At 45.2% G+C, this 21,211-nt stretch carries 16 protein-coding genes; 11 read left to right on the top strand and 5 right to left on the bottom strand.

Annotation, left to right across the window (positions count from 1 at the left end):
* Positions 1-356 precede the first annotated feature (356 nt).
* A complete protein-coding gene (locus tag M0413_RS21855) occupies positions 357-3,011 on the top strand; it encodes a TonB-dependent receptor plug domain-containing protein (RefSeq protein WP_047537372.1) in 2,655 nt (884 codons plus the stop codon).
* Positions 3,012-3,165: 154 nt separating this feature from the next.
* On the opposite strand, the gene yfcC is transcribed toward M0413_RS21855, so the two are convergent.
* Both yfcC and focA read right to left on the bottom strand, forming a co-directional pair.
* Positions 3,166-4,734, bottom strand: coding sequence for a putative basic amino acid antiporter YfcC (gene yfcC / locus M0413_RS21850; RefSeq protein ID WP_249555616.1), 1,569 nt, complete (start codon positions 4,732-4,734; stop codon positions 3,166-3,168).
* A gap of 285 nt (positions 4,735-5,019) precedes the next feature.
* Positions 5,020-6,006, bottom strand: coding sequence for a formate transporter FocA (focA, locus tag M0413_RS21845; protein WP_037426738.1), 987 nt, complete (start codon positions 6,004-6,006; stop codon positions 5,020-5,022).
* 1,028 nt (positions 6,007-7,034) lie between these two features.
* Here focA and pflB point away from each other — a divergent pair.
* Entirely contained in the window at positions 7,035-9,317 is a 2,283-nt protein-coding gene (gene pflB, locus M0413_RS21840; RefSeq protein WP_203433363.1) for a formate C-acetyltransferase, read from the top strand.
* 63 nt (positions 9,318-9,380) lie between these two features.
* Positions 9,381-10,121: a pyruvate formate lyase 1-activating protein gene (pflA, locus tag M0413_RS21835; protein WP_037419790.1), complete on the top strand. Its 741-nt coding sequence runs from the start codon at positions 9,381-9,383 to the stop codon at positions 10,119-10,121.
* 14 nt (positions 10,122-10,135) lie between these two features.
* Here the strand turns inward: pflA and yfbV are convergent, their stop codons facing one another.
* The gene (yfbV, locus tag M0413_RS21830) at positions 10,136-10,579 is read right to left on the bottom strand and encodes a terminus macrodomain insulation protein YfbV (RefSeq protein ID WP_086023991.1); all 444 of its coding nucleotides are present in this window, start codon (positions 10,577-10,579) and stop codon (positions 10,136-10,138) included.
* A gap of 141 nt (positions 10,580-10,720) precedes the next feature.
* Here yfbV and ackA point away from each other — a divergent pair, with 141 nt between their 5' ends.
* The 4 genes from ackA to M0413_RS21810 all read left to right on the top strand — a co-directional run bounded on the left by ackA (position 10,721) and on the right by M0413_RS21810 (position 15,715).
* The gene (gene ackA / locus M0413_RS21825; protein WP_144375826.1) at positions 10,721-11,920 is read left to right on the top strand and encodes an acetate kinase; all 1,200 of its coding nucleotides are present in this window, start codon (positions 10,721-10,723) and stop codon (positions 11,918-11,920) included.
* A 121-nt stretch (positions 11,921-12,041) separates the two neighbouring features.
* Complete coding sequence (gene pta, locus M0413_RS21820; RefSeq protein ID WP_037419786.1) at positions 12,042-14,195, top strand: phosphate acetyltransferase; 2,154 nt, start codon at positions 12,042-12,044, stop codon at positions 14,193-14,195.
* Positions 14,196-14,653: 458 nt separating this feature from the next.
* Positions 14,654-15,088 (top strand): nuclear transport factor 2 family protein, encoded by a 435-nt coding sequence (locus tag M0413_RS21815; protein WP_249555613.1) that lies wholly within the window; start codon positions 14,654-14,656, stop codon positions 15,086-15,088.
* Between the two features lie 360 nt (positions 15,089-15,448).
* Complete coding sequence (locus M0413_RS21810) at positions 15,449-15,715, top strand: hypothetical protein (protein ID WP_249555612.1); 267 nt, start codon at positions 15,449-15,451, stop codon at positions 15,713-15,715.
* A 49-nt stretch (positions 15,716-15,764) separates the two neighbouring features.
* Here M0413_RS21810 and M0413_RS21805 read toward each other — a convergent pair whose 3' ends face one another.
* Both M0413_RS21805 and M0413_RS21800 read right to left on the bottom strand, forming a co-directional pair.
* Complete coding sequence (locus M0413_RS21805) at positions 15,765-16,676, bottom strand: class I SAM-dependent methyltransferase (RefSeq protein WP_249555610.1); 912 nt, start codon at positions 16,674-16,676, stop codon at positions 15,765-15,767.
* A gap of 6 nt (positions 16,677-16,682) precedes the next feature.
* Complete coding sequence (locus tag M0413_RS21800) at positions 16,683-17,789, bottom strand: AI-2E family transporter (RefSeq protein WP_249555608.1); 1,107 nt, start codon at positions 17,787-17,789, stop codon at positions 16,683-16,685.
* A 98-nt stretch (positions 17,790-17,887) separates the two neighbouring features.
* Here M0413_RS21800 and folX point away from each other — a divergent pair, with 98 nt between their 5' ends.
* The 4 genes from folX to gltS all read left to right on the top strand — a co-directional run bounded on the left by folX (position 17,888) and on the right by gltS (position 21,001).
* Positions 17,888-18,256, top strand: coding sequence for a dihydroneopterin triphosphate 2'-epimerase (gene folX / locus M0413_RS21795; RefSeq protein WP_249555606.1), 369 nt, complete (start codon positions 17,888-17,890; stop codon positions 18,254-18,256).
* 80 nt (positions 18,257-18,336) lie between these two features.
* Positions 18,337-19,227, top strand: a complete 891-nt coding sequence (locus M0413_RS21790; RefSeq protein WP_249555602.1) for a TIGR01777 family oxidoreductase — start codon at positions 18,337-18,339, stop codon at positions 19,225-19,227.
* Positions 19,228-19,419: 192 nt separating this feature from the next.
* Positions 19,420-19,623, top strand: a complete 204-nt coding sequence (locus tag M0413_RS21785) for a hypothetical protein (RefSeq protein ID WP_139122675.1) — start codon at positions 19,420-19,422, stop codon at positions 19,621-19,623.
* Positions 19,624-19,777: 154 nt separating this feature from the next.
* Complete coding sequence (gene gltS, locus M0413_RS21780) at positions 19,778-21,001, top strand: sodium/glutamate symporter (RefSeq protein WP_037426727.1); 1,224 nt, start codon at positions 19,778-19,780, stop codon at positions 20,999-21,001.
* Positions 21,002-21,211: the final 210 nt, after the last annotated feature.

The raw sequence follows: 21,211 nt of genomic DNA, 5'->3' as shown, positions 1-21,211 counted from the left end.
ATTTAAATCTACACATCCTGAAAAAGTATGATTATTTTTTTATTACAAATGCTTTCAATTTTTACAAATAAAAAACAAATTAACAAATAAAAATAAACAAACACCATGTTTTCATTAGTAAAAAAGATTAAACACCCACTAAACCAGTAATCCACTAATAAAAAACAACTTAGGATAAACATTTTTGCAATAAAACACCTTTACACATCGTAACCAACATCAATATCAACTGTTGCACTTGTTATTTTCTTGTGGTTATATCTGGAGCCTAATTAAATAGGCACTTATTTCCTATAACGTTCCGTATTTAATTAAAATAACAACTAAACAAATAACAAGTGTTAAGGGAGAATGATATGCGCGCTAATTCAACATTAGCCAAAGCGGTTCGCTTTGCGTTAATTGGTGGTGCTACAACAGCTGCTTTATCTAGTATGGCTGTTTACGCTGAAGAAGGAGATAACGCTAAGGTAGAACGCATTGAAGTAACAGGTTCACGTATCCAAAGAACGGATATGGAATCAGCGTTACCAGTAACAGTTTTATCTGCTGAAGATATTGCAAAAACAGGTTTAAGTGATGTTTCTGCTGTTTTAGCACAAATGCCATTTAACACTGCCGGTAGCTTCATTAGCGATGCAGGTAGTTCTGCAAGTAACCATGCTAGCTCAGGTATGCGTGGTTTAGGCTCAAACCGTACGCTAACCTTGATCAACGGTCGCCGTATTGCGCCATCTGCTACATTTGGTGGTGATGCCACTAACCTCAATTTAATTCCAATGGATGCAATTGAACGTATTGAAATTTTACGTGACGGTGCATCAGCAATTTATGGTTCAGATGCTATCGGTGGTGTAATCAACATCATCCTGAAGAAGACTTTCGACGGTTTAGCATTTGATGCCAAATTTGGTAGCCCAACTCAAGGTGGAAGAGATGAAAAGTCGGCTTCTATCACTTTTGGTAATACCAGTGATAAAAGCAGCAGCTTAGTAATCATCGAACACAAGCAATTTGATCCACTGCAAGGTGGCCAACGTCCTCACTTAACCGCTAACTGGGATAAGAAATACGGCCGTAGCGGCTTATATGCGCCAGAAGGCACATATCGTCCAGTTGAATCTCGTCCAGTGAAAGGCGCAGATGGCACATTCGGCACACCTGTCTATACAGGCTTACAGGTTCCAGGTAAAGATTGTCCAGCCGATCGCATTGTAACCACCAAAGACGGTTCAGCTTGTGGTTTTAACCAGTTTGACGGTACTGACTATCTCCCAGATCAAACAAAAGACTCTGTATTCTCAAATATGACTTACCGTATTACTGATGAATTAGAGTGGTTTGGTCAAGCTATCGTAATGCGTGATAAATCCATCACATCTTCTACTGCGCTGTGGACTCCTAACCTATACATAGCAGCCGATAACCCATTAAACCCAACGTTCGGCACAGCTAATGCGTCAGAAGTTCAAGCTTATCATCGCTTGAAAGGCGTAGCAGACCGTTCAACGGAATTCGACTCAAATGTAGTTGACATAGTAACAGGTTTAAACCTTGAGTTAGATGCAGGCTCTCTGAGCTGGTACGTTCAATACTCAGATCAAATTGTAAACATTGAAACTGACTCTTATGTCTTCGAAGATAAGCTGCAAGAAGCGGTTGATAAAGGTTTGTATAACCCATTCGTTGAAGGTGGCAACGCAACTCAAGCCACTTTAGATACTTTCTTACACACAGCTACTCGTAAAGCAACCTCAAATACAACCGGCACCGGATTGTCATGGGCGGCACTTGCTCCAATTTCCTTACCTGGCGGTGACTTAGGTTATGCTGTTGGTATGGAATACCAAAAAATTGAATACAAAGATTCCCGTGACGCTCAACAAGCAGCAGGTAACGTATTAGGGACTTATGGTGGTGATTCTGCTGGCGATAGAAGCTACAAAGCGGCATTCGTTGAGTTAGAGTTACCAGTTTTAGATCACTTGAACGTGAAGCTCGCAAGCCGTTACGACCAATATAGCTTACCAGATGTTGGTCAGCTTTCTAGCTCTGTAAACGTACGTTACGAAGCCTTAGATAACTTAGTGCTACGTGCATCCTATGGCCAAGGCTTTAGAGCACCGTCACTAGATGACCTGTTAGGCAAACCAGCAACCAGTTACGACAGAGTCACAGATACTACTCTGTGCCAAAGTCTACCACCTGATCAACAAAACGGTAATCCTGCTTGTGAAGATAACCAATATCTGCGTAAGAGTTCAGGTAATAAAGACCTAGATCCAGAGAAATCTGCTCAATACGCTTTCGGCGCAGTGTGGAATATTACTGAGAATATCGATTTTGTTGTTGATTACTACAACATTGAAATCACTGATCAAGTAAGCTACATCGGTGCACAAACTATCGTTGACTTAGAAGCAATTGGTGGCTTAGGTGCCTATGACCCTAAATACATCTATGTTAAACGTAAAGCTGATGGCACTATCGATGAGATTGGTGCAGGCAACATCAACATGGACGGCGTACAAACTTCGGGTCTTGACGTATCTTTCACGTCAAACTTCGATTTAGGGGAAATTGGTACATTTAAGTTTGCAGTTGAAGGTACTTATGCCCTGGAATACACCGAACAAGCAAGCCCAATTGCTAAACGTTATGATGTGTTAGGTACTAAAGGTTATCCGCCACTACGCTTCAATACGACATTTAGCTATGCAATTGATGACTTCTCTGCATCTTTGATTGCTAAGTACATTGATTCTTACGATGGTGAAACGCCACAACAACAAGAAGTTGGCACGAATAAACAAGACTTCTCATCTTTCACCACGTGGGATCTGACACTGAACTACGACTTCGATAGCTACGGTAAAGTCACTGTAGGTGCTCGTAACCTGTTTGATGCAATGCCAACTGTTAACTACAGCTTAGGCTACCCAGGATACGATACAGATACTCATAACATCTTAGGTCGTGTCGTATTTGCAGGATACAAAGTGAAATTCTAATTTCCCTTTAGGAAGATAGAAAACCACAACAAAAACGGCATCCTCGGATGCCGTTTTTTTATCTGCTGTTTAACCAATATGACTAAGTCAAACCTTAGCTCCTATTTACCCCGCTGCTTCAGGTTCCCCCTAGCGCCTAGCTAAATTCTCACACCTAGTTAAATCCAAGATAATGCGCGCCAATCACCAGTACGCTTGAGACCAGCATCAGCAGCAACATAAAGCGCCATACAAATTTCAGCCAGTTACCCCAATCGACGCGGCATACGCCAAGAGTGGCCATCAAAGACGCTGAAGTAGGCACAATAATATTGGTCAGCCCGTCACCTAATTGGAAAGCCAATACCGCCACTTGGCGCGTCACACCAACGATGTCAGAAAGAGGTGCCATCAGTGGCATAGTCAAGGCAGCCTGCCCTGACCCTGAAGTCACAAAAAAGTTGAATACAGATTGAAACAGCAACATAAACCACGCCGAGAGCGCATCAGGCAGATGGCCAATCACCCCGCCAGCACTGTTAAGTACCGTATTTAACACGCTCGGTTCAGTCGGTGCACCGCCGCCAAGGAGCAGTAAAATCCCCGAGGCACATCCCACTAAAAGAGCAGGCTCTAACATGGTTTTAGCGCCGTCCTTAAAACTCTGCGCCACCTTGTTAAGCGTCAATCCATTGAGTTTAAACACACAGCCAATGACGCCAGCAACCATACCCATGGTAAAAAACTGACTGGCAATCTCAGGGATAAACCAAGCTTTTACCACTACGCCCCAAATCACCCATCCCATAGTGAGCACTAACAATCCTAAAACCAGTATATCGCCAAGATTAAAGCGACTCTCTAATGTCGTATTGACATGATGCTCTCGAAAATAAGCATCGGACTGAAAACTATGGGATAAACTGGGTTGCTGCTGAATGCGATGGGCGTAACGCATGGTAAAAACAATCCCGAGCAAGGTGAATCCAAGCCACATAGGAAAGCGAAACTCACTGCCTGAAAGAACCGGTATTCCCGCAATACCCTGGGCAATCGCCACACTGAAGGGATTCATCCAAGAACTGGCAAAACCAATTTGAGTCGCCACATAGGTCACCATCACAGTGGTGATGCCGTCATAGCCCAAACGGATCATTAATGGACAGATGATAATGGCAAAAGCTATGGCCTCTTCTCCCATGCCAAACACGGCGCCACCAAGGGAAAACAGCGTAAATATCACCGGAATAAATAACTTTTCATTGCCACGGGTTTTATCGATTAACTTTAAGATGCCGTTATCTATGGTGCCTGTGGCCATCACCACTCCAAAAGAGCCGCCAATCACCAGCATAAACATGATCACGCCAATCGCACTGCCCCATTTAGACCCTGAAGTTAGGCCCTCAAAGGCGAAGTTAAAAAAGCCAACCCCGCCCTCGCCTTTAAACAATGCCACAGGTTGCAATTTAGGCTCGCCTGCAGCATCCAATTGATAGGCAAAAGAAGTAGGGTCGACCACCGTCCGCGCTTTATCGACGCCATCCGTTAGATAATGCACCTCTTGGGTTTGAAACGACCCGATGGGGATAAAGTAAGTCATTAATCCCGCAAGCAATGCCACAAAAAAGATGATCACTAAGGTATCGGGCATTTGAAATGGTGAGGGAGTGTGTGAAGCGGATGATGCCGGAGCAGTCTGAGCTGCCTCTGTTGGCTGATTCGTCGAAGGTGGAGTCGTCATAGATGCGCCATTTTATGTCAAACGGAAAAGGCCGCACTATAAACTAAAGCGCTTTAAATCAGTATATAAAATCTTCATTCACTTGCATGAATATGCAAAATGGTCACATCTATCACAAACAAGTAATCTGCATAAAAAAGCCTTTGCGGTGAAAAAACAAAAAAATGCCCAGTAAAACTGGGCATTTTTTATGAGCCTAAGGCAAATATCACTCAAAGAGAGACTCATAAACCTAAGTGACTTACTCTCTTGATTACTTTCTCTTGATTACTTTCTCTTAATTACTTAGTCCCTTAATGACTTAGTCTCTTGGCTATTTTTCGCCTTTTCAGTGTGCAATGGTGACGCGAAAAAATGAGCCTGATGGGATTTTTGTGGATCGGGTAAGGCAAGTTGTCCTTGCTCAATCCACCAATAGCCGAGGCCAACAATCACGCCGCCGCCGACGATGTTGCCTAAGGTCACAGGAATTAAGTTATTGAATACAAAATTTGTTACGGTTAAATCGGCAAATTGTTCTTGGGTAATACCTAAGGAAGCAAAAAATTCCGGACTTGCCACAGCTTGAATTGTTATCCCAAACGGCACCATAAACAGGTTTGCAATGCTGTGCTCAAAACCGCTACTAACAAACATGGCTACAGGTAGGATCAATAAAATGGCTTTGGTTAGTGATTCGCGACTGGCGAAGGTCATCCAAATACCAAGACATACCAGCATATTACATAAAATACCTAAGCTAAATGCTTGAATCCATGTATGGTGCAGCTTGTGTTGTGAGACCTTTAAAGCATTTAGTCCCCAATTTCCGCCATCAAGCTCATATAAGCCCGCCGCCATAATCAAGCCGACCATCAACATGGCGCCGACAAAGTTGCCTAGGTAAACTCGCGTCCAGCATTTGAGTAACTCACTGGTAGTCACTTGTTTTTGCGCCCAAGCCACACTGCTTAAGACTGAACTAGTGAACAGCTCGCCGCCGCAAATCACGACCAAAATTAACCCTAAGCTAAAGGCGATACCGCCCACAAGACGTACTAAGCCCCATGCACTATCGCCCGCGCCCGTGGTGACGGTCAGGTAAAACACAAAGGCTAAAGCAATAAAGGCTCCCGCAAACACCGCTAAACCAAAGGATTGCCAAGGCGCCTTAACCACTTTACTTTTGCCATAGATTTCGGCTTGGTGATAACAACTAAAATGCGAAGAAACCTGCACAGGCTCATAGCCATTTGATGATGTCTGTGGAGCGTTAGCATGTGAGTCTTTCATAACCGTACTCCCAAACCCGATAAACAAACGCGAACTTGCAACATAGGTCTCTCCTACAGCGCCGAGGCGCAGATCAAACCAATCAAAATTTACATTAAGACTTGCTTAAATGATGACTCACTAAAGTCACGCTTTGTAACATACAAATCGTGTTCGCCGTGAAGCAGAGTTTGCCAAAGCGTGATGTTATTCACAGGTAAAATGTAAAATTTTTGAAGAGGTAAACACAATAGGTTAATTGGTCATACCAATTTTGTTTGCATTTTACCAATTTATCATCGCCCACCTGAGCATTATTCACTGACTAGATTAAGCAGATTTAACCTTATACAGAGTGAGTGAAGCATAAGTATCCTTCACTGAGATGGCAGCTTGTTGACTAAGTGCTGCAATCTTTTAAATAGCAGCTCAACAAGAAATCACAGTATTCGAAGCCCAACACAACAATATTCCGCATCAACCTCCATAACTTTAAATGCTTTAGCACCGCCAAGCATTCCGTATAATCAGGCCTTTTTCATCGCAGCTTTACCTGCCAATTGGAGATTAAATCGTAACCATTAAAAATCAATCGATACGGTGATAGCTTTCGCCGGTTAAAAGCGCGACAGTCTGTTAAATAAGCGATAGCTTCAGCCCGTAATGGGCCAACAAAAGCGTGCTTTAATCCTTATTGTGCTAAAAAAATGCTACCTCGCTAGCAAATTTAAGATTAACAGAGGACAAACTCGCCCGTTTAAGATGCGATACAGTAAGAGCTATGTTAATATGCTTATGGATAATTGGTCTTACCAATTTATAAAAAGAGTTATCGATAGCCGATAATCCACGTTAAACGTATATTTGTCATCTTATCGGGTATCAATAGACAGACACTTGGCGCGATAAACATCCCCAAGTTCCAGTTCCCATCATAGGGCGTCATCTTGAAGGGAGCTTTAATCAGGAAATAGCAATTGGCCTATACTCAACATGGCTTACCCCATGAGCGCCAATGACCTTTATCTCAACCAAAAGGTATTAGTACGATGACCGACAAAACTGAACTGTTTGCCAACGCATGGGAAGGTTTTACCCCTGGCGATTGGAAATCTGAAGTCAATGTACGTGACTTTATTCAACAAAACTATGCTCCCTATGAAGGTGACGAGTCATTCCTAGCCGGTGCCACCGAAGCCACAACCAAGTTGTGGGACAAAGTGATGGAAGGCATCAAGCAAGAAAACCGTACCCATGCGCCAGTTGATTTCGACACTAAGATGGTTTCAACCATCACTTCCCACGACGCGGGTTATATCAATAAAGATTTAGAAACTATCGTTGGTTTACAAACTGATGCGCCGCTCAAACGCGCTATGTTGCCTAACGGTGGTATTCGTATGGTGGAAAGCTCATGCGCCGCCTACGATCGCGTACTAGATGAAGATGTTAAATACATTTATTCAGAACTGCGTAAAACCCACAACCAAGGCGTATTCGACGTCTATACCCCAGAAATCATGGCGTGCCGTAAATCTGGCGTATTAACCGGTTTACCCGACGCCTATGGCCGTGGCCGTATCATCGGTGACTATCGCCGTGTTGCACTTTACGGTATCGACTTCTTAATGAAGGATAAATTTGCCCAGTTCAGCTCACTGCAAGCCCAGTTTGAAGCCGGCGAAGATTTATCTAACGTTATCCAACTGCGTGAAGAAATTGCCGAGCAGCACCGCGCACTGGGCCAAATGAAGAAAATGGCCGCAAAATACGGTTTCGATATTTCTCGCCCAGCCGCAAACGCCAAAGAAGCGATCCAATGGACATATTTTGGCTACTTAGCTGCGGTTAAGAGCCAAAACGGCGCGGCCATGTCTTTAGGCCGTACTTCAACGTTCCTGGATATCTACATTGAACGCGATCTGAAAAACGGCGTGATCACTGAGCAACAAGCTCAAGAAATGATTGACCATTTCGTGATGAAACTGCGTATGGTGCGCTTCCTACGTACTCCAGAATACGATGAGTTATTCTCAGGCGATCCAATTTGGGCAACCGAATCTATCGGCGGTATGGGCTTAGATGGCCGTACACTGGTGACCAAATCAAGCTTCCGCTTCTTGAACACGCTATACACCATGGGCCCAAGCCCTGAGCCAAACATCACTGTGCTCTGGTCTGAAAAACTGCCTGTTGGCTTTAAAAAGTACTGCGCAAAAGTGTCTATCGACACCAGCTCAATTCAGTACGAAAACGATGACTTAATGCGTCCAGATTTCCAATCTGACGATTACGCGATCGCTTGCTGCGTGAGCCCTATGGTTGTGGGTAAACACATGCAGTTCTTCGGCGCCCGTGCAAACCTCGCCAAAACCATGTTGTACGCAATTAACGGCGGCGTTGACGAAAAACTGAAAATCCAAATCGCGCCAAAAGCCGACCCAATCACTGACGAAGTGCTGAATTTTGATGATGTGATGAATCGCTTAGACGGTTTAATGGATTGGTTAGCAACGCAATATGTCACAGCACTGAACGCCATTCACTACATGCACGACAAGTACTCCTACGAAGCTGCGCTAATGGCGCTGCACGACAGAGATGTACGTCGCACAATGGCCTGTGGTATCGCAGGGCTTTCAATCGCAGCCGACTCACTATCAGCCATCAAGTACGCTCAAGTTAAACCTGTACGTGATGAAAATGGCATTGCCGTTGACTTTGAGATCAGTGGTGACTATCCAAAATTTGGTAACAACGACCCACGTGTTGACGATATCGCCTGTGACTTAGTTGAACGTTTTATGGCGAAAATTCGCGACCGTAAAATGTACCGCAACGCGATCCCAACTCAGTCAATTCTGACCATCACCTCGAACGTGGTTTATGGTAAGAAAACTGGTAACACACCAGACGGTCGTCGTTCAGGTGCGCCATTTGCACCGGGTGCAAACCCAATGCATGGCCGTGATGAAAAAGGCGCAATCGCCTCGTTAACCTCAGTGGCTAAACTGCCTTTCGCCCACGCTCAGGACGGTATCTCTTACACCTTCTCTATCGTACCTAATGCCCTAGGTAAAGATGAAGACGGCCGCCGTACTAACCTAGCGGCGTTGATGGACGGATATTTCGCCCACAACGAAGGACACGAAGGCGGTCAACACTTGAACGTGAACGTGATGAACCGTGAAATGCTCGAGGATGCGGTTGTCAACCCAGACAAGTATCCACAACTGACCATTCGTGTTTCTGGTTATGCAGTTCGCTTCAACTCACTGACTCCAGAACAGCAACAAGATGTGATCACGCGTACGTTCACAAAAGGTCTGTAAGCTAAATTAGGTAAGGCTGTAGTACAATGTGCTACAGCCTCACTTATTTCAACAGGAGTCACAATGGCAGTTACCGGTCGGATCCACTCAGTGGAATCCTTTGGCACAGTGGATGGTCCAGGCATACGGTTTATCACCTTTATGCAGGGCTGTTTAATGCGCTGCCAATATTGCCACAACCGTGATACTTGGGATCTCGATGGCGGTAAGGAAGTACAAGTCGACGAGTTAATGAGCCAAATCATTAGCTACCGCCCCTTCCTCGATGCCAGCAACGGCGGTGTGACCGCCAGCGGTGGCGAAGCCATATTACAAGCGGAGTTTGTCGCCGAACTCTTTAAAGCCTGTAAAAAAGAAGGCATTCATACCTGTTTAGATACTAATGGCTTTGTGCGTAAGTACACGCCAGTGATTGATGAGCTACTCGATAATACCGATCTGGTTTTGCTCGATATCAAACAGATGAATGACGATAAACACATTGAACTGACCAAGGTTAGCAACCACAGAACGCTGCAATTTGCCGAGTATCTCGCCAAACGCAATCAGCCAACTTGGATACGTTATGTGGTCGTGGGTGGATTTACTGATGATGAAGCCTCGGCATTACAACTGGCCGAATTTATCAAACCCATGAAGAATATTGAAAAAGTAGAACTCCTGCCCTACCACGAGCTGGGTAAACACAAGTGGGAAGCGATGGGAGAAAGCTATCAACTCGATGGTGTCGCACCACCTAGTCGCGAAACCATGGAAAAAATTAAAGCCGTGTTTAGCTCACAGGGGATTAACGCGGCATATTAAGCGCCAAGGGAGGCTTAAAGCTCCTCCCAATAACTGGCATCTAAGCGCTCAAAGGCTATTTTTAAGATGAGCGCCATATCAAGGTAACACGCCTTAGCGCCCAAGGATTGGCAATGAATGCCCATGGCAGACAATTTCGCACTCAACTGATTACTCCAGTCGAACAGCGATAACGGTAATGGATGGCGCGCACGCCAGCCTAGCCATAACAAGCCCTGCAATGGCAGGCTGATAAAAAACAACGCGATAGTGAGTGCTTGGGGTAAAAATCCCCAACCATAGGTATAGAGCTGACTCACGCTCGCTAAAATTGCCAATACTGGCATCACCAGAATGGCAAGCTGAGTGGCGCGTACCACCCGATACTCAGGAAAATACAAACCCAGTTGTCTAACCATAGGCCACGTCTTCATATAGCGACGACCGTCACCTAAGGTTTTGAGAATATTGAGACTCAATTTTAGACACCTACTACAGAGGAATACTGCTTTTACCATAGCACAATCTGGCACTACGCCCCAAGACTGTGATGGCAAATTACTCGCGTGTTCCCAAGATTTTGAATCGTTAACTTAAACACAATGGCAAAAGGTTTACACATGTCTAATAAACTGGTTTTAGTACTCAATTGCGGTAGCTCTTCACTCAAATTTGCCGTCATTGACGCGCAAACAGGTGACGATCAGATCTCTGGCCTAGCCGAGTGTTTTGGCTTAGAAGACTCGCGCATTAAATGGAAAATCAACGGTGAAAAACATGAGTCCTCTTTAGGTGCATTCACCGCTCACCGTGAAGCCGTTGAATTTATCGTCAATAAAATCCTTGCCGGTCAACCTGAATTAGCCGCACAAATTCAAGCCGTAGGTCACCGTATCGTACACGGTGGAGAAAAGTTCACCCGCTCTGTGATCATCGACGAGCATGTGATCAAAGGTATTGAAGAATGTTCTTCACTGGCACCGCTGCATAACCCTGCGCACCTTATCGGCATTCGCGCCGCCATTGCGTCTTTCCCTAAACTGCCCCAAGTGGCGGTGTTCGATACTGCGTTCCACCAAAGTATGCCAGAGCGCGCTTTCATCTACGCCCTGCCATACAAATTGTACCGTGAGCACGGTATCCGTCGTTATGGCATGCACGGCACTAGCCACCTGTTTGTCAGCCGTGAAGCCGCTAAAGTGTTGAACAAGCCTTTAGAAGAAACCAATGTGATCTGCGCGCACTTAGGTAACGGTGCCTCTGTGACGGCGGTTAAAGGCGGTAAGAGCGTTGATACCTCAATGGGACTGACGCCGCTTGAAGGCTTAGTCATGGGCACACGCTGTGGCGATCTCGACCCATCGATCATCTACCACTTAGTACACCAACTCGGTTACACGCTGGAAGAAGTCAACAACCTGATGAACAAGCAAAGTGGTCTGCTGGGGATTTCTGAACTGACTAACGACTGCCGTGGCATCGAAGAAGGTTATGCCGATGGGCACAAAGGCGCAACCTTAGCACTGGAGATTTTCTGCTACCGTCTAGCGAAATATATCGCGTCTTACACTGTGCCGCTCGGTCGTTTAGATGCCATAGTCTTTACTGGCGGTATTGGTGAAAACTCCGATATTATCCGCGAGAAAGTGCTCAACATGCTGCAAATCTTTAATTTCCATGTTGATAGCGAGCGCAACAAAGCGGCACGCTTCGGTAAGAAAGGCATTATCACCGCCGACAACAGTACTGTCGCTATGGTCATCCCAACCAACGAAGAGTGGGTTATCGCCGAAGATTCAATTAAACTCATTAGTAAATAATAAGACTCATTAAGCCGTTTGCGTCGTCAAACGGCTTTATTATTAGTGACCTACAACTAAACAAACACAAGCAAATCCGCAGAGACTACTCTGCCAAAAACCATCGAACTTAGAGGTTTTTATGTCTCGAAATATTATGTTAATCCCCATAGGTACAGGAGTCGGCCTGACCTCCTTAAGCCTTGGTATGGTGCGCGCATTAGAGCGCCACGGGGTAAAAGTCCAATTCTTTAAGCCTATTTCACAGCTTCGTCCGAATGACAACGGTCCAGAACGCTCAACCACGATTTTAAGCAAATCGCCAACGGTTAATCCGTTAGAGCCCTTCGATATGGCCCATGCTGAAGCGTTGATCCGCGCCGATCAAACCGATGTGCTGATGGAGCAAATCATTGCCCGCGCCGCAGAATGCGCCAGCAACACCGAAACCCTGATTGTTGAAGGTCTGGTACCTACCCGCAACCATCCCTTTGCCGATGACGTTAACTACGCTATCGCTAAAGCCATGGATGCTGACGTGATTTTCATTGCCACTCCTGGCAGTGATACTCCAACAGGGTTAATGAATCGCCTCGAAATTGCCTACAACTCTTGGGGTGGCAAAAACAACAAACGTCTGATTGGTGCCGTGATCAACAAGATTGGTGCACCGGTGGACGATGAAGGTCGTGCACGCCCTGACTTATCAGAAGTGTTTGATCATCAAGGTGTACAACGCTCTGATGCCTCTATCATGTTCCAACTGCCGGGTAAGAGCCCACTGCGCATTTTAGGTAGCGTGCCTTACAACCTAGACTTAGTCGCACCACGCGCCTCTGATTTAGCTAAACATTTACGCGCACGGATTCTTAATGCCGGTGAGATGAATATTCGCCGTCTACGTAAAGTCACCTTCTGTGCTCGCAGCTTGCCTAATATGGTCAACCATATTAAGACAGACTCCTTACTGGTGACTTCTGGCGATCGCTCCGATGTGATCGTATCTGCGTGTCTTGCCGCCATGAACGGCGTGAAGATTGGTGCCCTGCTGCTGACAGGTAGCTACGAGCCTGAGCCAGAGATCCTTAAACTCTGTGAACAAGCTTTTGAGACAGGTTTACCGGTTTTCCTGATTGATACCAATACTTGGCAAACCTCATTAAATATCCAACGCTTCGACCATGAAGTGCCAGTGGATGATGCCGTTCGTATCGACTTAGTGCAGGAATATGTCGCTAGCCATATCGACCAAACGTGGATTGAGAGTGTCACGAAAAACTCTCCGCGGGAACATCGCTTGTCACCACCAGCGTTCCGTTACAAGCTAACCGAGCTTGCCCGTGCCGCCCACAAAACCGTGGTGCTGCCTGAAGGTGATGAACCTCGTACGATCAAAGCCGCGGCCATTTGTGCTGAACGTGGTATCGCGCGTTGCGTGCTATTAGGTAAAAAAGATGAAATTCTGCGTATAGCGGCTCAGCAAGATGTCGTTCTGGGTGAAGGCGTTGTCATTGTCGACCCCGATGAAGTACGTGATCGCTATGTAGAGCCAATGTTGGATCTACGCCGTAGTAAAGGCTTAACCGAAGTCGTTGCCAAAGAGCAGTTAGAAGACAACATGGTGCTCGGCACTATGATGCTGGCACAAGACGAAGTCGATGGCATTGTCTCTGGCGCGGTTAACACCACCGCCAACACCATCCGTCCACCGCTACAATTGATAAAAACAGCCCCAGGCTCGAGCCTTGTTTCTTCCATCTTCTTTATGTTGATGCCAGATCAAGTGCTGGTTTACGGTGACTGCGCGATTAACCCCGATCCTAATGCTGAACAACTGGCCGATATCGCGATTCAATCGGCAGAATCTGCTAAAGCCTTCGGTATCGAGCCTAGAGTAGCGATGATCAGCTACTCAACGGGTAACTCAGGTACTGGTTCAGATGTGGATAAAGTACGTGAAGCCACTCGTATCGCCAAAGAAAAACGTCCTGATCTGGTTATTGACGGTCCACTGCAATATGACGCGGCCGTTATGCCAAACGTGGCTCGCTCTAAGGCACCTAACAGCCCTGTAGCAGGTCAAGCCACTGTGTTTGTATTCCCCGACCTCAACACGGGTAACACCACCTACAAAGCAGTACAACGTAGTGCTGACCTCATCAGCATTGGCCCAATGCTACAAGGTATGCGTAAACCTGTGAACGACTTATCCCGCGGTGCGTTAGTGGATGACATTGTCTACACTATCGCCCTCACGGCAATTCAAGCGTCACAAAACGATGCTAAAAAATCGTAAATTGAGCTAACAACACGCTCAACCTAAAAGCACTGACTTGTTCAGTGCTTTTTTATTTCCAGAGGCAAATGAGCACCAAACAGACAGCATTAAACGCTTAAATTAAAGTCTATATAGGGTGAAAATGTTGCTTAGGAAAAACTGACATTGTGAATAGACTAGAAAATTTTAGGAAAATATCCACAAGGAAAGGCAAGAATTAGTACTTAGTAGAAAGCCGTCACTTTTTAACCAGCAAATAAAGCAGCATAGTATCAGACACTTATAAAGTATCCATCTAGTCTTCAACATAGTTTTCCACAGATTCTGTGGATAACCTAAAAAGCGAATTGTTTAAGATATGCCACAACCACTAGCCACGAGTCAAGTCATTCTCGCCAATCGTGCTCATTATTACAAAACTTGAACATAGCCGCTAAAATCGCGATACTCATGACAAATTCCGATAACTAAACGCCATGAGAATCTTATTTTTCCTTTCAGTACTGTTTTTGTTTGGCTGCGGCGAGCCTACAGATAAAGAACAACAAGTGCTCACTCCCGAAGAAGTCAGCCTAGGCTTTTTTAGCGCTATCTATGTTGACCGCGATGTCGAAAAAGCCAAGCAATTTGTGAATCAGCCACTTAAAGAGGTGTTAAGCCACTACTATATTGCCGCGGCAGTACAACGCAATATGCTTAGTCTTTCAATGACTAATGTGGAAATGGAAATTGATGACATCGATATCGACTTCTTCCGTAAATTTACTAAAGACGTCTTAGTAGTCGTTAAGATGAAAGGTCTAAAAGGTGGACAACCTTGGATTGATGACAGAACCATTCGCCTACATAAAATTAATGGTAAATGGATTATCGTTGAGATTATGCCCGAAAAACGTAAGGTCAATGGCTAAACGGCTTTATACTGTGTTAAAGGCTTTTGGCAGAGCACCTGTATGCCCTCAACTCTTTAGCGTATCCGAAGCGTATTAACTATATGAAATAAAAATATTTAATCCGATTAGCATTAGCCAAATCTATCTGCATAATTCCCCACCGCTGAATAAAAAAATAGCAACCCAAAGGTTGCTATTTTTTGCTTGTACTTGTTACTTCAGACTCACAATGAGTGCTGCTTACCGCACTTAAATCGCTTCTTCTTCGCTCTGCTCGGGCAGAGACGTCATTACGTCGTCTTTAACTTGGTAGTAAGCGTGTTCGTATTCATGAACTTCCATAACAACTCCTGCTCGATTTTGTAAGGTCGCAAAGGCATGTCGTTCTATGCAGACATTTTGCCCATGAGGAAAGGGAATTTCCGTGGCGGCGAGTATACCAAAGCAAAACCAACAATTACAGAAAACTTTCAGTTTTGTTCCAAATTAAAAGATGAAATTGGTATTTTTCGCAGTAAAAGCCACAAAACAGTATTAAGTCATGAAAGACTTTCAGCCGATATAGGATGGTGTGCTAAAAAATTGTGGTTGATAAATAAACCATGTGGGACAAACCGGGAGCAATTGCGTCAAAAGGCAATATAAACGCTATAAAAGTGTCATCAAGGCCAATTGCCCTGATGACAACGGTACTTTAGGCTTTTAAACGATAGCGCAGCACCTTTAAAGATTTCTCCTCAGAGATGTCTGCAAAGGATACTGGGTTAGGTAAACGTTCAAGGTATTCAAGCTCAGGAGCCGCCTCTTCAACCTGCAGACGCAAAAATTGAGTGTCAAGCTCAGGCGCATTTAAGCAAAGCAAGACTTCGGCGTTATCGGTTAACAACTCGGGTAAATGCCTGAGCAGACGCACATAATCCTTAGTTGCTACAAAACTGCCCTTTTGATTACTCGGTGGATCAGCAACCACAATGTCATAGGGGCCTAACTTACGCAATTTTCCCCACGATTTAAAAATATCGTGCCCTAAAAAACGCGCACCAACGGTAAAGCCATTCAGCAGATGATTCTGCTTTCCTATCGCAAGTGCCCCTTTACTCATATCCATATTCACCACTTCATCGGCGCCGCCCTGGAGGGCGGCCACTGAAAAACCACAGGTGTAAGCAAACAAATTCAGCACTTTTTTGTGGCGTGCATTGGCTCTCACCCATTCGCGGCCATTGGCCATGTCGAGGAACAAACCGTGGTTTTGACCACGCAGTAAATGTACCTGAAACCTCGCACCATTTTCAGTCACGATATGAGGCTCTGGCACGTCACCCGCCAGTAATTGACTAAAGGTTTCGCCACCACTGCGGTATTGATACACCAAATTTAATGGCTGATTGGGTTGTATCACTTGCCAACGTGCCGTAATGGCCTGTTGGCAAAGGGCTAACTCAGCTGCTTCAAGGGCCCTGAAACTGGTCAATAACAATACGGGCGCAAACCAATCTAAACAAAGATGCTCGCAACCTGGAAAATGTCCACCGCGACCATGGAATAATCGCGTGGCATCTTCACCGACTTTTATTGTCGCCAGTGCATCTATAAAATTTTGCATGATCTACTACTTCTTATCTGTTGAATGGGGATCGACATGTTCAGAAACCGGAATAGTGCTTGTCGATTGGCTCACCAGTTTATCATCCACATCATCGGACAATAAAATGGCTAACCAGCTACCACTCTTACTGGATTCAAGGGCAATTTTAACCACCATGGTTAAGGGAACCGACAATAACATGCCAACAGATCCCAACAACCAGCCCCAAAAAATTAACGATAGAAATACCACTAAAGTGGAAAGCCCGAGACCGCGGCCCATAAATTTAGGCTCGATCACATTGCCCATCACCATGTTCGCGCCGATGTAAAGCAGCGCGGTCCCGCCTGCTGCGGCAGGGCCTAATTGGATAAAGGCCAGCAATACAGCAGGAATAGCGGCAATAATTGAACCAATATTGGGAATATAGTTGAATAAAAAGGCGATAACCGCCCAAAGCAGCGCGTAATCCACACCGATAAAGGCCAGTCCAATACCGACTATCAAACCCGTCGCTAAACTAACGAGGGTTTTAATCACCATATATTGATTTACCGATTGCAGAAAACGGTCAATCTGTTGCAGGCGCATATCCGGATCATCCAAGGCCAAGTGCAGTTTTTTCGGTAAAGACTGCGCTTCAAATAGCATAAAGACGATGGTCAGGATGATAAGGAACAAATTCGCCATCACATTACCCACACCCGACAACATATTGGTGGTCATAGATAGCGCCATGCCAGGGTCAAAATAGGCTAACACTTGCTCCTTAGAGATTTGAATATTGAGTGCCTGTAACTTATGTAGCACCCAAGAAAACTGCTCAACCAGTTGGTCGCGATATTGGGGTAACTGCTTAGAAAATTCATTGATTGAACTGCCCACTAAAGAGGCGAGCCACAAGCCCATCAACACGATAAAACCCATCAGCAAGATCACGGCGAGCCATTTAGGCAACCGATATTTAGTCATCAAGCCAATGGCTGGATTACAAATCACCGCAATAAAACAGGATAAAACAAAGGGAACAACAATCGGGCTGGCGGCCTTTATCCCTGCCAAAATAATCACCACAAAGGCCATGACTGCAAAACCTTTATAGGCGGCAGTCGGCGAATTGGATCGTGTCATGGAGTAAAAATCCTTCTTGATCTTAGATAAAGTTGTTAGGCTAGCCCAAGAAAAGTCTCAAACTCAATCACCTAAGCATTAGATACTAGATTGTTATTATGAAACCAGAAACCGCAATTATACGCATTAAAAACTTAAGACTGCGCACTTTTATCGGCATAAAAGAAGATGAAATCCAAAATAGGCAGGATGTAATCATTAATGTCGTTATCCATTACTGCGCAGCCAAGGCTCGCAACAGCGATAATGTCGATGATGCGCTTAATTATCGTACTATCACAAAAAAGATGATTGAGTTGATTGAAAACAATCGCTTCTCACTGCTTGAAAATCTCACCAGCCAAACCTTAGCCATCGCCAGCGAGCATCCTTGGGTTGAATTTGCCAGTGTCGAAATAGACAAGCCCCACGCCCTACGCTTTGCCGATTCGGTCTCAATGGAGCTGTGTTACCAAAAAAACCAATAAAGTGATCTCTACTTGCCCATTATCGTATATTGCTTATAAGGTTTGACAAAAGATAGCAGCCCTCACCTAAGGATTTGACGATGAAGATTTTGATAACGGGAGCAAGTGGGTTTATTGGTCAGCAGTTAGTGGCCCATTTAGCCAATCAACACCAACTGTTATTGCTGACTCGCCATCCTGCCAATAGTCGGCAATTATTGGGCCCGCAGCATCAATATCTAAGCTCCTTAGACGAAATTGATGATTTGAATCATATCGATGCCGTGATCAATCTTGCCGGAGAACCGATTGTTGCTAAACGTTGGAGTGCGCAGCAAAAACAACGCATCTGCGATAGTCGCTGGAATATCACCGCAAGACTAAGCCAACTGATTTTGCAAAGCAGTAATCCACCTCAGGTGATAATAAGCGGCTCTGCAATTGGCTTTTACGGCCGTCAAGGCGCGAATACGATTGACGAACACGCAGCACCCCACCCTGAATTCAGCCATGACATTTGTAAAGAATGGGAGCGACTCGCGCTAGAGGCTGCAACTAAAACCCGTGTTTGTATCCTACGCACGGGTATAGTGCTTGGGCATGGCGGTGCGCTAGCTAAAATGCTCCCGCCCTTTAAACTCGGCCTTGGTGGGCCTATAGGCCATGGTCGTCAAGGGATGAGTTGGATACATATCCACGATATGGTGGCCCTGATCGACTTTCTACTTTGTCATGAAACTTGCCAAGGCATATTTAATGCCACAGCCCCCCATCCTGTCAGTAATGCTGAATTTTCTAAAACTCTTGGTAGAGTATTAAACCGTCCAGCCTTTATGACAGCACCTGCACCAGTTTTACGACTCGCAATGGGTGAAATGGCGGATCTGCTGATCGAAGGCCAATTTGTTCTCCCCAAACATGCGCTCGACGCAGGCTTTAGTTTCCGTTTTGCTCAACTTAAGCCAGCACTTAAAGACCTACTCACAAGTTAATCTGTTTTATGCCGTCATTCATACCCCGTAACTGGCTTGGTAATAAAATGTTATCAAGCCAATCGGCAAGCGTTAATATGATGCTGAAGAATGACTTAGAAATCAGAGATAAAAAACCAAGTATAGAATTTGTTTATCAGCCTAGTGCAACAAGGCTGATTAGACCGATTTGGCAACAGCATCAAAACATAAATGCAACACAATGATTCTAAAGACTATTTAGCGACATCAACCCGTTTTTCTGTTACACTTTCGCCTCTTGCTTATCGATATTGTCGTGTTAGCACCCGCACTGAAGCACAGTTAACGCCCCAAGCAAGACCATTATCTTCAGTACTCGCCCACTCAGTGGCGATGCTGATCAACTATACCAATACGGTTCATATTCGCGCTTAATATTTCTTCTCCAACCTTGGGGATTGACAAGAATCGGTCCTTAGATCGCGCGTTTAACACTTAGCATTAGCGAGAGCTAAACAATGAGATGGGTCACCCTAACTCACCTTGAGTCGAGCGGTATTCCCACACAAACCATTTGTAAGGAACTATCATGCACACCACTTACACAATTGGCGAACTCGAGTCGTTCTTAATTGCTATCTTCGTGCTGTTTATTGGCCATTCCATCAATCGCCATGTGCGTGTTTTTAAACAATACAATATTCCAGAGCCTATCGTAGGTGGACTGGTCATCGCCGCAGTCGTTGCCTTTTTACATTTCCAAGACATCACTCTCATCTTTAGTTTACCCATGCAAAATACCTTAATGCTGATGTTTTTCAGCACCATAGGTTTATCGGCTAACTATAAGCTACTGCTTAGTGGCGGCAAGAAAGTGTTTATCTTTCTCGGCGTGGCCTCGGTCTATATTATTATTCAAAATGCGGTTGGCGTGAGTCTCGCGAGCCTCCTTGGTTTAGACCCTATCTTAGGACTTATCGCAGGCTCGATTACCCTCTCTGGCGGCCATGGAACAGGTGTTGCTTGGTCACAAACCTTTGCCGAAAACTACGGCATCAACACCTTAGAACTTGCCATGGCGGCGGCGACCTTTGGCTTGGTCATGGGCGGTATTATCGGTGGCCCTGTCGCGCAGCGACTCATTGGCAAGCACAATCTGATATCTAGTTACGGCATGGGCCGTAAGCACCACGCCACGCATCCACAACTGGTAACCTATGATCAGCTCGAAGAGGACCAAGTTACCGCCAAGACAATCATCGAAACCCTGTTTGTACTGCTGATCTGCGTTGCGGGGGCAAAATGGTTTACTGTGTTTGTCAGCGAATATCAGCTGAATTGGCTCAAGATGCCAGACTTTGTCTATGCCCTGTTTCTTGGCGTTATCATCGCCAACATCACCGAAGTCACCCGTGGTTATAAACCGCATACCGAGAGTATCGATGTGATAGGCACAGTGGCACTGTCGTTATTCCTCTCTATGGCATTGATGAATCTCAAATTGTGGGAAATTTTAGATCTAGCGATCCCACTACTGATTATCCTGTTGGTGCAAACCGTCGTGCTGGCGCTGTTCGCCTATTTTGTAACCTTTAAAGTGATGGGCAGCAATTACGATGCAGCTGTGATCACTGGCGGTCACTGTGGCTTTGGTATGGGCGCCACCCCAACCGCAGTGATGAACATGGGCGCACTGGTATCACGCACTGGCCCTTCTCCTCAGGCCTTTATGGTGGTACCGATTGTCGGTGCCTTCTTTATCGATATCGTCAATTTGATTGTATTGCAGGGCTACCTCAGTTTTATAATGTAACCATACAAGACTTTGTAATGAAATGAACGGTAAAGACATCATCGTTGTCATCCAATGATAGACACGATTTCACCGCCAATAAAAAAGCACTGGTTATGCCTAATGCCGATCAGTTAAGACAGATCGCTTGACGATCTCGCTGAAAAGATCAAAATCCGATGACCTCATGTCATCGGATTTTTTATGCAACTCTCAGAAGCACTCGCCCGT

It is taken from the genome of Shewanella sp. 8A (genome assembly GCF_023475945.1).
GTDB lineage: Bacteria > Pseudomonadota > Gammaproteobacteria > Enterobacterales > Shewanellaceae > Shewanella > Shewanella xiamenensis.
Note: the sequence above shows the minus strand (reverse complement) of the source record. Positions and strands in the feature narration are given on the sequence as shown.

Bases quoted from the DNA above. Each gene is read 5' to 3' on its own strand.
- M0413_RS21855 (WP_047537372.1), top strand. From the start codon at position 357: ATGCGCGCTAATTCAACATTAGCCAAAGCGGTTCGCTTTGCGTTAATT.
- yfcC (WP_249555616.1), bottom strand. From the start codon at position 4,734: ATGACGACTCCACCTTCGACGAATCAGCCAACAGAGGCAGCTCAGACT.
- focA (WP_037426738.1), bottom strand. From the start codon at position 6,006: ATGAAAGACTCACATGCTAACGCTCCACAGACATCATCAAATGGCTAT.
- pflB (WP_203433363.1), top strand. From the start codon at position 7,035: ATGACCGACAAAACTGAACTGTTTGCCAACGCATGGGAAGGTTTTACC.
- pflA (WP_037419790.1), top strand. From the start codon at position 9,381: ATGGCAGTTACCGGTCGGATCCACTCAGTGGAATCCTTTGGCACAGTG.
- ackA (WP_144375826.1), top strand. From the start codon at position 10,721: ATGTCTAATAAACTGGTTTTAGTACTCAATTGCGGTAGCTCTTCACTC.
- pta (WP_037419786.1), top strand. From the start codon at position 12,042: ATGTCTCGAAATATTATGTTAATCCCCATAGGTACAGGAGTCGGCCTG.
- M0413_RS21815 (WP_249555613.1), top strand. From the start codon at position 14,654: ATGAGAATCTTATTTTTCCTTTCAGTACTGTTTTTGTTTGGCTGCGGC.
- M0413_RS21810 (WP_249555612.1), top strand. From the start codon at position 15,449: ATGTCGTTCTATGCAGACATTTTGCCCATGAGGAAAGGGAATTTCCGT.
- M0413_RS21805 (WP_249555610.1), bottom strand. From the start codon at position 16,676: ATGCAAAATTTTATAGATGCACTGGCGACAATAAAAGTCGGTGAAGAT.
- M0413_RS21800 (WP_249555608.1), bottom strand. From the start codon at position 17,789: ATGACACGATCCAATTCGCCGACTGCCGCCTATAAAGGTTTTGCAGTC.
- folX (WP_249555606.1), top strand. From the start codon at position 17,888: ATGAAACCAGAAACCGCAATTATACGCATTAAAAACTTAAGACTGCGC.
- M0413_RS21790 (WP_249555602.1), top strand. From the start codon at position 18,337: ATGAAGATTTTGATAACGGGAGCAAGTGGGTTTATTGGTCAGCAGTTA.
- M0413_RS21785 (WP_139122675.1), top strand. From the start codon at position 19,420: ATGCAACACAATGATTCTAAAGACTATTTAGCGACATCAACCCGTTTT.
- gltS (WP_037426727.1), top strand. From the start codon at position 19,778: ATGCACACCACTTACACAATTGGCGAACTCGAGTCGTTCTTAATTGCT.